Annotated in this window: 11 protein-coding genes; 6 read left to right on the top strand and 5 right to left on the bottom strand. The window is 61.5% G+C overall.

The window, feature by feature from the left end; translation table 11 throughout:
* Positions 1-6 precede the first annotated feature (6 nt).
* Complete coding sequence (locus AC8GFZ_RS08995) at positions 7-1251, top strand: M24 family metallopeptidase (RefSeq protein ID WP_506644541.1); 1245 nt, start codon at positions 7-9, stop codon at positions 1249-1251.
* Between the two features lie 108 nt (positions 1252-1359).
* Here AC8GFZ_RS08995 and grxD read toward each other — a convergent pair whose 3' ends face one another.
* The 4 genes from grxD to hemA are packed head-to-tail and all read right to left on the bottom strand — an operon-like array spanning position 1360 to position 4909.
* The gene (gene grxD, locus AC8GFZ_RS09000; RefSeq protein WP_506644542.1) at positions 1360-1677 is read right to left on the bottom strand and encodes a Grx4 family monothiol glutaredoxin; all 318 of its coding nucleotides are present in this window, start codon (positions 1675-1677) and stop codon (positions 1360-1362) included.
* Positions 1678-1710: 33 nt separating this feature from the next.
* Positions 1711-2541 carry a peptide chain release factor N(5)-glutamine methyltransferase gene (gene prmC / locus AC8GFZ_RS09005; protein ID WP_506644543.1) on the bottom strand — a complete coding sequence of 277 codons (831 nt, stop codon included), beginning with the start codon at positions 2539-2541 and terminating at the stop codon, positions 1711-1713.
* The gene (gene prfA, locus AC8GFZ_RS09010; RefSeq protein WP_506644544.1) at positions 2538-3632 is read right to left on the bottom strand and encodes a peptide chain release factor 1; all 1095 of its coding nucleotides are present in this window, start codon (positions 3630-3632) and stop codon (positions 2538-2540) included. Before prfA ends, prmC begins: the two co-directional genes overlap by 4 nt.
* Positions 3633-3649: 17 nt before the next feature.
* A complete protein-coding gene (hemA, locus tag AC8GFZ_RS09015; RefSeq protein ID WP_506644545.1) occupies positions 3650-4909 on the bottom strand; it encodes a glutamyl-tRNA reductase in 1260 nt (419 codons plus the stop codon).
* Positions 4910-4935: 26 nt separating this feature from the next.
* On the opposite strand from hemA, the gene AC8GFZ_RS09020 reads away from it, so the two are divergent.
* Positions 4936-5211, top strand: a complete 276-nt coding sequence (locus AC8GFZ_RS09020) for a hypothetical protein (protein WP_506644546.1) — start codon at positions 4936-4938, stop codon at positions 5209-5211.
* On the opposite strand, the gene ugpQ is transcribed toward AC8GFZ_RS09020, so the two are convergent.
* The gene (gene ugpQ, locus AC8GFZ_RS09025) at positions 5189-5950 is read right to left on the bottom strand and encodes a glycerophosphodiester phosphodiesterase (RefSeq protein ID WP_506644547.1); all 762 of its coding nucleotides are present in this window, start codon (positions 5948-5950) and stop codon (positions 5189-5191) included. The genes AC8GFZ_RS09020 and ugpQ overlap by 23 nt on opposite strands.
* Positions 5951-6081: 131 nt before the next feature.
* On the opposite strand from ugpQ, the gene AC8GFZ_RS09030 reads away from it, so the two are divergent.
* Genes AC8GFZ_RS09030 through AC8GFZ_RS09045 form a run of 4 tightly spaced genes read left to right on the top strand, consistent with a single transcriptional unit; the run spans position 6082 to position 12133 of the window.
* Positions 6082-9957 (top strand): DUF3683 domain-containing protein, encoded by a 3876-nt coding sequence (locus tag AC8GFZ_RS09030; protein WP_506644548.1) that lies wholly within the window; start codon positions 6082-6084, stop codon positions 9955-9957.
* A gap of 10 nt (positions 9958-9967) precedes the next feature.
* Positions 9968-10393 (top strand): gamma-butyrobetaine hydroxylase family protein, encoded by a 426-nt coding sequence (locus AC8GFZ_RS09035; RefSeq protein WP_506644549.1) that lies wholly within the window; start codon positions 9968-9970, stop codon positions 10391-10393.
* 9 nt (positions 10394-10402) lie between these two features.
* Entirely contained in the window at positions 10403-11134 is a 732-nt protein-coding gene (gene ubiE / locus AC8GFZ_RS09040) for a bifunctional demethylmenaquinone methyltransferase/2-methoxy-6-polyprenyl-1,4-benzoquinol methylase UbiE (RefSeq protein WP_506644550.1), read from the top strand.
* A gap of 36 nt (positions 11135-11170) precedes the next feature.
* Positions 11171-12133, top strand: a complete 963-nt coding sequence (locus AC8GFZ_RS09045; protein ID WP_506644551.1) for a Tim44 domain-containing protein — start codon at positions 11171-11173, stop codon at positions 12131-12133.
* Positions 12134-12138: the final 5 nt, after the last annotated feature.

Here is a 12138-nt window from a genome sequence, read left to right on the forward strand (position 1 = left end):
TAAACCATGAGCCATGTCAACCGCGCCCGTGCACAGCGCTTGATGCGCGAGCGCGGGCTGGACGCCATCGTGTTGGCCAAGCCCGAAAGCTATACCTGGGCCAGTGGGGCACCGGCTGGGGTGGCGGCTTTTTTCAGGCGCGCCGGGGCTTGTTTGGCCGTGGTGCCAGCAGACCCCAGCGCCCCCATCCAAGTGGTGACCACCGAGTTGTTTGCACCGCCGGCCCGGCAAGCCTTGGGCGACGCCCATGTGTGGACGCACAGCGATTGGGTGGAAACCGCTGATATTCGGCCCTGGGCCGATGGCGGCGAATCGGCGGCGGTGTTGGTCAACCGCGCCCAAGTGCATCGGCCTGAAAGTTTTGCGCGACCAGCGGTGTTTGACGCCCGCGCAGCCTTTGGCCAACTGGTCCACTTGCTGAAAAGTGCGGGCTTGGCCCAGGCCCGCTTGGGTTTGGATTTGGACTTTTGGCCCGTGGCCGATTACCGCTTGCTGTGCGAGGTGCTGCCCCATGTGGTGTGGCGCGACGCCAGCGCCACGATGGGCGCGATCAAGGTGGTCAAGTCAGCCGGTGAGATCGAGCGCTTGCAAACCGCTGCGGCTTGGGCTGAAGCCGGCATGGTGAAAGCCATTGCGGCCATTCACCACGGCGTGGACCGCGCCGAGATTGCCCAAGCTTGGCAAGCCGGTGTGGCCCAAGCGGTGCAAGCCAGCGGCCGGCGCATGAGCGGGCAGTGGGAATACATCACGGTGGGTCCCTTGCCTTGGCAAGGCGGGGGCCGGGTGCAAGACGGCGACGTCATTAAATTCGATGTGGGTTGTTTGATCGACGGCTACAGCTCCGACAGTGGGCGCACCTTTGTGTGCGGCCAGCCGCGCCAACGCACGCTGGACATTGCCCAAGGTTTGCAAGATGCGTTTGAGGCCGGCCTAGAGGTGTTGAAGCCCGGCCAACCCATGAGCGAAGTGCATCGCCGCGCCACCCAGGCCATGCACCGGGCGGGTTTTGTGGGCTACCAGCGCGGTCACTTTGGTCACAGCCTGGGGCATGACACCTTTTGCGAGGTGGCGCCCTTTTTGGCCCAAGAGGCCCACGACCTGATCGAGCCCGGCATGGTGCTGGCGTTTGAAACACCTTTTTATGTGGACGGCGAGGGCGGCTTCATCATCGAAGATCAATTTGTGATCACCGCGACCGGCGCTGAGCCCGCGTGGTCACTGCCACGCCCCTTGCAGGTGTTGGCTTTGTGAAAGCCCCAGTGGGTGGGGCAGGGCAGTGGCCTGGATTTGAGTTTGAGTTTCAGACCCGCAGGATATGCGGCTTTGGCCCGTTGAGGCCCGACACCAAAGCAGGCGCTTTCAGGGGTTGAGCACCGTTTGCAGCTCGCCCGATTCGTACATTTCCATCATGATGTCGGAGCCGCCGACAAACTCACCCTTGACATACAACTGGGGGATGGTGGGCCAGTTGCTGTATTCCTTGATGCCTTGGCGAATTTCGGCATCGTCCAGCACATTCACGGTTTTCACGGTCTTGGTGTCCACGCCACAGGCCTTGAGCACCTGAATCGCCCGACCTGAGAAACCGCACATCGGGAAGCTGGCGCTGCCCTTCATAAATAGAACGACTTCATTGGCCTTGACCAGTTCGTCAATGCGTTGCATCACATCACTCATCGCTGTCTCCATTCCGTTTCGACAATTGCAGCATTATTTCATCCCTGCGGTGCTGCCACCGGTGCAGCGGCGGATGCCCGCTTTGTCAAGGCGGCTTTGCACCTGTTGCCAGCCATGGGAGCGCATCAGGTCTTGCACCGCATCGGCTTGGTCGTGGCCGTGCTCCAGCAACAGCCAGCCCCCGGGGTGGAGGTGCTCGGCGGCGTGGGCCACCAGCCAGCGCAGATCGTCCAGCCCATCCGCACCCGAGGCCAGTGCCAGGCGCGGTTCATGGCGCAGGCCCGGCCAATGCGGGTCTGCTTCGGCCACATAAGGCGGGTTGGAAACGATCAGGTCAAAGCGTTGGCCAGACCAGGGCGTCAGCCAAGGGCCCAGGGCAAATTGCACGGGCAGGCCCAGCCGCTCGGCGTTGGCCTGGGCCACCGCCAGCGCGTCTGAGCTGACATCGCTGGCGCTGACTTGGGCTCGCGGGCAGTGGTGGGCGATGGCCAAGGCCACCGCACCGCTGCCGGTGCCCAAGTCCAACACCGAGGGTGATGTGAGTTCTTGCACACGCTCCAAGGACCAGTCCACCAAGGTTTCGGTGTCGGCGCGGGGGTCTAGAACGTGGGCGTTGACCTGCAAATCCAAGTCATAAAACGCCTTGCGCCCGGTCAAATAGGCCAGCGGAACCCCTTGGCTGCGCTGGGCGATCAACCCGGGCCAGCGCTCGGCGGCGGCCTCGGGCAGGGGTTGTTCGTCGTGCGCGAGCAGCCAGGCGCGGTCTTGCGCAGGCCGCCCCAGCAAGGCCAGCAGCAGCCATTGGGCGTCCAAGCGCTCCAGCCCCAGGGCTTGGGCTTGGCGCAAAGCCTGGGCCAAGGTCATGCCGGGCCGTCCAGCCCCAGCGCTTGCAGTTGCTCGGCTTCGCGGGCGTTGTGCAGGGCTTGCAACACGTCGTCCAGCTCCCCTTCCATGATTTGGCTCAACTTGTACAGGGTGAGGTTGATGCGGTGGTCGGTCAGCCGCCCTTGGGGAAAGTTGTAAGTGCGGATGCGGTCGCTGCGGTCGCCACTGCCGATCAAGCCCTTGCGCGTGGCCGCCTCTTTGGCCGCGCGTTCGCTGCGTTCGCGCTCTTGGATGCGTGCCGCCAGCACCTGCAAGGCCTTGGCTTTGTTGCGGTGTTGGGATCGGTCGTCTTGGCACTCGGCCACGATGCCGGTGGGCAGGTGGGTGACGCGCACCGCCGAGTCGGTTTTGTTGATGTGTTGGCCGCCTGCGCCGCTGGCGCGAAAGGTGTCGATGCGCAGGTCAGCCGGGTTGATTTGCACGGCGCTGGCCTCGTCAGGCTCGGGCATCACGGCCACGGTGCAAGCGCTGGTGTGGATGCGCCCCTGGGATTCGGTGGTGGGTACGCGCTGCACCCGGTGGCCACCCGACTCCAGGCGCAGCCAGCCATAGGCTTGGTCGCCCTCCACGCGCAGCACCACTTCTTTGTAGCCACCCAGGTCGCTGGGGGACTCGCTCATCAGGCTCACGCGCCAGCCCCGGCGCTCGGCACAGCGGGTGTACATGCGCAGCAAGTCCCCTGCAAACAAGGCCGACTCGTCGCCGCCGGTCCCAGCGCGTATTTCCAGGTAAGCCGCGCGCTCGTCCTCGGGGTCTTTGGGCAGCAGCATGCGCTGCAATTCGGCCTCCAGGCGCGCCATGTCTTGGTGGGTTTGCTCGGCCTCTTCTTGGCCCAGGGCGCGCATGTCGGCGTCTTCATGGGTCAGTAACCCCTCGGCGGCTTGGGCATCGGCCTGGCGTTGTTGGTGCTGAAGGTAGCGCTCGGCCACGGCCGCCACCTCGGTGCGCTCGCGCGACAAGGCCATGAAGCCTGGCATGTCTTTCATGATGTCTTCGCGCGAGAGCAAAAAATCGAGCTCGGCCAAGCGTTGGGTGTAGCGCTCCAGCTGAGCGCGCAAAAAGGCTTTCACGGAGGAGGGGGGCCGAGCTAACGGCTGCTGCGCAGGAAGAACTGCTCGATGGCACCACGGGCGCGTTCACGCGCGTCGGTATCGCTGGCATGCAACTCGGCCATGGCGCCGTGCAGCATTTTTTGGGTCAGCCCCCGGGCCATGGCTTCGAGGACTTCTTCGATGTCCTCGCCCTTGGCCAATTGCTTGCGGGCGCGTAGCAATTCGGCCTGGCGCCAAGCCTGGGCTTGGGCATTGAGTTGTTGGATCAGCGGCACTTGGCCGCGTTGGTCCAGCCAGCTCAAAAAGCTTTGCACACCCGCGTCGATGATGGTTTCGGCCTGGGCCACCGCCGCTTGCCGGTTGGCTTGCCCGGTTTGCACCACCGTGGCCAAGTCATCCACGGTGTACAAATAAACGTCGCGCAGGCTTTTGACCTCGGGTTCGATGTCGCGTGGCACCGCCAAATCGACCATGAACATGGGGCGCTGGCGGCGTTTTTTCAGGGCCCGCTCGACCGCGCCCAGGCCAATCAAGGGCAGGGTGCTGGCGGTGGAACTGATCACCGCATCAAACTCGTGCAGGCGATCGGGCAGGTCGGCCAAGCGCATCACATCGCCGCCAAATTGGGTGGCCAAGCGTTCGCCACGCTCCATGGTGCGGTTGGCGACGGTGATGGACTTGGGGTTTTTGGCCGCAAAGTGGGTGGCGCACAGCTCAATCATTTCGCCCGCGCCCACAAACAGCACGCGGATCTTGCCGATGTCTTCAAACAATTGCATTGACAAGCGCACGCTGGCCGCGGCCATGCTGATCGAGTGGGCGCCAATTTCGGTGCTCGAGCGCACCTCTTTGGCCACCGCAAACGAGCGTTGGAACAACTGATTCAGGGTGGTGCCCAGGGCGCCCACTTCGTCGGCGGCGCGCACCGCGTCTTTCATTTGGCCCAAAATTTGGGCTTCACCCAGCACCATCGAGTCCAAACCACTGGCCACCCGGAAGGCGTGGCGCGCGGCGTTGGCGTTTTCCAGTGAGTACGTGTGAGCGTGTAAATCTTGGGCGGACACACCGCCCGACTGGGCCAGCCAGTGCAGCGTTTGCTCCAGCGCGGGCGTAGGGCCGGCGCAATAAATCTCGGTGCGGTTACAAGTGGAGAGAATGGCGGCTTCACTTTGGTCGGAAAAGGCGCTGCGCAAACCCGACAGGGTGGGACCAATTTGGTCCACTGCAAAAGCAAATTTTCCCCGCATGTCCAGCGGGGCTGTGTTGTGATTGAGGCCCAAGGCCCAGACTGCCATGATCTGAATTATAAAATTTGCACCCCATGAACGCCTTTGACGCCCTTTGGCACATCCTGCACTTTACCGCGCCTGCTTTGGCTGTGGCGGCTTTGCTCAGCCTGAGAGGTCCTTTTTGGGGTTCTAAATGGCGTTTTTCGGGTTTTTGGTGGCGTTTTGTCTTGAACACCTTGGTGTCTGTGCTGGCTTTGGCCCTGGGCCTGTGGTTCTTGGGCAACGACGCCAAGATGCTCAGCTACATGGCCATGGTGCTGGCCTGTGCCAGCAGCCAGTGGTGCCTCATGCGCGCATGGCGGCGCTGAAGCTTTGCACCTCATCGGTGATGATGCCGTCAATGCCCCATTGGCGCAGTTGCTCGGCGCGCTGGGGGTCATTGACGGTGTAAACCCAAGCACGCAGGCCCATCGCGTGGGCGTGTTTGATCACGCTGGCGCTGCACAGGTTGTTGTGCAGCACCACAGCCACGCAGCCCAAATCCGCTGCGCATGTCCAATCCGGTGGTGCTGAGGCGTCCATCAGCAAAGCGCGTGGCAAGTCGGGGGCCGCCTCGCGCGCAGCTTGCAAAGACGGCACAGAAAATGAGCTCAGCACTGGCTGGAGGGCGCTGCCAGCCCAACATTGCTGGGCGGTTCTTGCCACAACCTCGCCACACATTGCTTCCAGACCCGGGGCGGGCTTGATCTCCAAATTGAAGGCCACGCCATGGGCCTTTGCCCAGGGGGCCAAAACATCCAGCCGCAGCAAGCCCAGGCCAGCATGCGCCGTGCTGTGCCACGTGCCAGCGTCCAGGCATTGCAAACGATCCCAGGTTTGCGCGGCGGCCAGGCCCTGGCCATTGGTGGTGCGCGACAAATGCAAATCGTGGAGCAAAAAAGGCACACCATCGGCGCTGATTTGCACGTCGCACTCAAACATGGCAAAGCCCAAGCGTGCACCGAGCTCAAAAGCGGGCAAAGTGTTTTCGGGGGCCAAACGGCCCGCCCCGCGGTGGGCGATCCAAAGCGGGTAGGGCCAGGGCTGGGGGCTGAGGGCAGGGTGCATGACCCAAGCATTGTCAGGCCCCAGGCTGGCGTTTGGACACCGTGCTGTACCCGTGCAAGCAGTGGTTTTTGCCAATGGGCTTGTGGGCGGGGGGATATGCCCCCTTGCGGTACCATTCAGCGCTTAAATCTATGAATGCACCCATCCCATTGCAGCAGCTGTTGTCCACCGCAGACAGCAGCCCCCGGTTGCGCGAAATCCCCTACAACTACACGTCGTTCTCAGACCGTGAGATTGTCATGCGCCTGTTGGGCGACGAAGCCTGGGATTGGCTTGAGCGCTTGCGCCAAGAGCGCCGCACCGGCCGCTCAGCGCGCATGCTCTACGAGGTGCTGGGCGACATTTGGGTGGTGCAGCGCAACCCCTATTTGCAAGACGACTTGCTCGACAACCCTGGTCGACGCCGTTTGTTGGTCGAGGCCTTGCACCACCGCTTGGCCGAGGTGCAAAAACGCCGCACGCCCAGCGACGATGCGCAACGCGATGTGTGGGTGGGTCGTTTGCTCGAGGCCGCTAGCGCGGCTGTTGACGGTTTTGCCCAAAACTTTGAGCGCATGGCGGCTTTGCGGCGCAAAGCGCAAAAGGTGCTGCGCAAATGCACCGCTGCGGACAACATCAAGTTCGATGGCCTGAGCCGCGTGTCACATGTCACCGACGCCACCGACTGGCGCGTCGAGTACCCGTTTGTGGTGCTCACACCCGACTCGGAGACCGAGATGGCCTCCATGGTCAAAGCCTGTATCGAATTGGGCCTGACCATCATCCCGCGCGGCGGCGGCACCGGGTACACCGGCGGGGCCATCCCGCTGACCTGGAAGAGCGCGGTCATCAACACCGAAAAGCTCGAAACCATGACCGAGGTCGAGCACCTGAGCTTGCCCGGCATTGATCACCCCGTGCCCACCATTTGGACCGAGGCCGGCGTGGTCACCCAGCGCGTGGCCGATGCGGCCGAGCGCGCTGGTTTTGTGTTTGCCGTGGACCCCACATCGGCCGAGGCCTCTTGCATTGGCGGCAACATCGCCATGAATGCGGGTGGCAAAAAAGCCGTGTTGTGGGGCACAGCCCTGGACAACTTGGCCAGCTGGCGCATGGTCACGCCCGATGCGCAGTGGCTGGAAGTGGTGCGCTTGTCGCACAACCTGGGCAAGATCCATGACGCCGATGTGGCCAGCTTTGAGCTGCGCTACTTTCAGGCCGATGGCAAAACCCCCATCCGCACCGAGCGGCTGGACATCCCGGGGAAAAGCTTTCGCAAAGAAGGCCTGGGCAAAGACGTCACCGATAAATTCCTCAGCGGCTTGCCCGGCATTCAAAAAGAAGGCTGTGACGGCCTGATCACCAGCGCGCGCTGGGTGGTGCACCGCATGCCCGCGCACACCCGTACCGTGTGCCTGGAGTTTTTTGGCCATGCGCGCGATGCCGTGCCCAGCATTGTCGAGATCAAAGACTTCATGTTTGCCGAGGTGCGCCGCAGCGGCACTTTGCTGGCGGGCTTGGAGCACCTGGACGACCGCTACCTCAAGGCGGTGGGCTACACCACCAAGAGCAAGCGCGGTGGTCTGCCCAAAATGGTGTTGATTGGCGACATCGCCGGTGACGATGCCGACGCCGTGGCCCGCGCCACCTCTGAAGTGGTGCGCTTGGCCAATTCGCGCAGTGGCGAAGGCTTTGTCGCGGTCAGCGCCGATGCGCGCAAAAAGTTTTGGCTCGACCGCAAGCGCACCGCAGCCATCAGCCGCCACACCAACGCTTTCAAGATCAATGAAGACGTGGTCATCCCCTTGCCGCGTATGGCCGAGTACACCGACGGCATTGAGCGCATCAACATCGAGTTGTCACTGCGCAACAAAATTGCCCTGTGCCATGCTTTGGATGCGTTTTTGGCCGAGGGCCATTTGCCACTGGCCAAGACCGATGACGCGGGTGACATACCGGCGGCCGAGCTGCTCGAAGACCGCGTGGCCCAAGCGCGGGCCCTGATTGCCCAGGTGCGCGATCAGTGGCAGGGCTGGCTGACCGATGTGGATGCCTTGTTTCCGCAGTTGCAAGACCACACTTTGCGCGCCAGCTGGAAGCTGCAAATCCGCCCGGGGTTGGAAAACATTTTCAGTGGCGCCGCGTTTCAGCCCTTGCTCAAAGCCTGTTTGGACATCCACCAAAAAGTGCTCAAAGGCCGGGTGTGGGCGGCTTTGCACATGCACGCCGGTGACGGCAATGTGCACACCAATTTACCGGTCAACAGCGACGACTACGACATGCTGCAAACCGCCCACGAAGCGGTGGGTCGCATCATGGCGCTGGCGCGCTCGCTCGATGGCGTGATCTCGGGCGAGCACGGCATTGGCATCACCAAGATGGCCTATCTGAGCGACGCCGAGTTGAAGCCCTTTGCCGACTACAAAGCGCGCATGGACCCGCAGGGCCACTTCAACAAAGGCAAATTGCTGCGCCAGCCTACCCACAGAGATGGCGATGTGCGTGCATCCGGATTGAGCCAGGCCTACACGCCCAGCTTTGGCCTGATGGGGCACGAGTCGCTGATCATGCAGCAGTCAGACATTGGCGCGATTTCCGAGTCCATCAAGGACTGCCTGCGCTGCGGCAAATGCAAGCCGGTGTGTGCCACCCATGTGCCACGCGCCAATTTGCTCTACAGCCCGCGCAACAAAATTTTGGCCACGTCGCTGCTGATCGAAGCTTTTTTGTACGAAGAGCAAACCCGCCGCGGCGTTTCGATCAAGCATTGGCAAGAGTTTGAAGACGTCGCCGACCACTGCACCGTTTGTCACAAGTGCGAGTCGCCATGCCCGGTGAAGATCGACTTTGGCGACGTCACCATGAACATGCGCAACCTGCTGCGCAAGATGGGCAAAAAAACATTCCGCCCCGGCAATGCGGTGGCAATGATGTTCCTCAATGCCACCAACCCGGAAACAATCAAGTTCATGCGGATGGGCATGGTCGAGGTGGGCTTTAAAGTGCAGCGCTGGGCCAACGATGTGTTGCAGCAGTTCATTCGCAAGCAAACCGCTCGCCCGCCATCCAGCGTGGGCACCGCGCCCATCAAAGAGCAAGTGATTCATTTCGTCAACAAAAAGATGCCCAAAGGCTTGCCGAATAAAACGGCCCGGGCTTTGTTGGACATTGAAGACAGCGACTACGTGCCCATCATCCGCAACCCGCAAGCCACCAGTGCCGACAGCGAAGCGGTGTTTTATTTCCCGGGTTGTGGCTCTGAGCGCTTGTTCAGCCAAGTGGGCCTGGCCACTCAGGCCATGTTGTGGCATGCCGGCGTGCAAACTGTGCTGCCCCCAGGCTACCTGTGTTGCGGCTACCCCCAGCGTGGGTCGGGCCAGCAAGACAAGGCCGACAAAATCATCACTGACAACCGGGTGTTGTTCCATCGTGTGGCGAACACGCTGAATTATTTGGACATCAAAACCGTGGTGGTCAGTTGTGGCACTTGCTACGATCAATTGCAAGGCTATGAGTTCGACAAAATATTCCCCGGCTGCCGGATTGTTGATATCCACGAGTACTTGCTGGAGAAGGGCATCACGCTGAATGCCGCACAACAAGGTCAATACCTCTATCACGACCCGTGCCACAGCCCGATGAAGCAGCAAGACCCGATGAAAACGGTCAAAGCCTTGGTCGGCGACCAAGTGCTCAAAAGCGAGCGCTGCTGTGGCGAGTCGGGCACCCTGGGCGTGACCCGGCCTGACATTTCCACCCAAATTCGCTTCCGCAAGGAAGAAGAGTTGCGCTTGAACGAGGTCAGCTTGGCCCAAATGACGGGTGTGGCGTCAGGGCCTGTCAAGATCCTCACCAGCTGCCCGAGTTGTTTGCAAGGTTTGTCACGCTACGGCCAAGATTTACAAAACGGCTTGCTCGAAGCCGACTACATCGTGGTCGAGATGGCCAAGCACATCTTGGGCGACAACTGGATGCCCACCTATGTGGCGGCGGCCAATGACGGCGGCATCGAGCGGGTGTTGGTTTGATGGAGTCCCCATGGCTGGCCTGAGCACCACCACCCCCAACCCCACGGGCATCACCTTGCACAACAAGTCCAAGGTGCTCGAGGTGTCATTTGCCGATGGCCAAACTTTTCGCATCCCCTTTGAGTTGATGCGCGTCTTCAGCCCGTCTGCAGAAGTGCAGGGCCACGGCCCCGGTCAAGAGGTTTTGCAAACTGGCAAACGTGAGGTGGCGGTGATCGAGTTGGCCCCGGTGGGCAATTACGCGGTCCAACCCACGTTCAGCGATGGGCATGACAGCGGCATTTTTTCTTGGGACTACCTGTACATGCTGGGGTCGCAACAAGACGATTTGTGGGCCCGCTACCAACAGCGCTTGCAAGCCGCTGGTGTGGAGCGCGATGCGCCCATGGCCGGCAAGGCTGCAGCTGGCGGTGCACATGCTTGTGGCAGCCACTGATCCCTGGCAATGAGCAGTACTCACTTTGGTTTTCAGTCGGTTGACGAGCGCGACAAATCGCGCATGGTGCGCGGCGTGTTTGATTCGGTGGCCAGCCGCTACGACGTGATGAACGACTTGATGTCGGCGGGTTTGCACCGCGCCTGGAAGGCCTACACCGTGATGGTGGCCGATGTGCGCCCAGGCATGCGGGTGCTTGACATTGCGGGCGGCACAGGCGACCTGGCCCTGGCTTTTGCGCCCTTGGTGGGCGCCCAAGGTCAAGTGGTGCACACCGACATCAACGAGGCCATGCTGCGCACTGGGCGCGACCGTTTGATCGATGCCGGTGTGTCTTTGCCCACCTTGGTGTGCGATGCCGAGCAACTGCCGTTCCCCGATCAGTACTTTGACCGCGTCAGTGTGGCTTTCGGTTTGCGCAACATGACCCACAAGGATGCGGCCTTGAAAGAAATGCGCCGCGTCCTCAAACCCCAAGGCCGTTTGCTGGTGCTGGAGTTTTCCCGGGTGGCCAAGCCCCTGCAAAAAGCCTACGATTGGTATTCATTCAACGTATTGCCCAAATTGGGTCAGTGGGTGGCGGGTGACCCCGACAGTTACCGCTACTTGGCTGAGTCGATTCGCATGCACCCAGACCAAGCGGGGTTAAAGACCCTGATGCAAGAATGTGGTTTGGGTCATGTGGATATTCACAACCTCAGCGCCGGTCTTGTGGCATTGCATGTTGCAATACGTTGTTGACATTTTTTGTTCGGTCTTTTTTGACGGAGTCTTTCCATGAAACTTTGGACCTTGATCCTTGCCAGCGCCCTGGCATTCACCAGCCTGCACGCCGATGCCTCTAAGCGCCTGGGTGGCGGTAAGTCTGTGGGGCAGCAGTCTAATAATGTGACCCAAAACCAAGCCGCCAAGCCCGCCGCACCGGCCCAGGCCACCCCGGCAGCGGCAGCACCGGCGCCCGCAGCGGCTGCACCCCAGCGCCGCCCATGGGGTGCCATGCTCGGTGGTCTGGCCGCCGGTCTGGGATTGGCTTGGTTGGCCAACTCCCTGGGTTTGGGTGCCGAATTTGGTCAGTTCTTGATGTTTGGCCTGTTGGCCCTGGTCATCATGATGGCGGTGGGTTACTTCATGCGCCGTCGCCAAGCACAGCAAGCGCCCAGCCCCTACGCGTTTGAAGGTGCCGGTGCACCCGCACAGCCCCAAACCTCACCCCAGTACAACCCGCGTAACGTGGGCAATGACGCATCGGCCAGACCGTGGGAAGGCCAAACCGCATCCTTCGAGCCCGCAGCACCCGCGCGCCAAGGCTTGAACATTGGCTCGGGCGTGGCTGGTGGGGCCTCCACTTGGAGCATCCCTGCAGGTTTTGACGTCGAAGGCTTTGTCTCGGCCGCCAAACAAAACTTCATCCATTTGCAAGACGCCTGGGACCGCTCTGACATCCCAGCCTTGAAGGCCATGATGACCGACACCATGCTGAACGAAATCAAGGCCCAGTTGTCCGAGCGCGAAGCCCTGGCACCGGGCCAGGTCAACAAGACCGAGGTGGTCAGTTTGCAAGCCCAGTTGCTGGGTGTGGAAGAGCTGGAAAATGACTTCCTGGCCAGCATCGAGTTCACCGGCTTGATCCGCGAAGACCCCAGCGCTGGTCCCAGCCCGTTCCGTGAAATCTGGAACATGGGTCGACCCAAGCACGGCCAAATGGGCTGGTTGGTTGCGGGGGTGCAAGCCCTGCAGTAAAAATC

The organism is Limnohabitans rimovensis (SeqCode) (assembly GCF_965234775.1).
GTDB lineage: Bacteria > Pseudomonadota > Gammaproteobacteria > Burkholderiales > Burkholderiaceae_C > Limnohabitans > Limnohabitans rimovensis.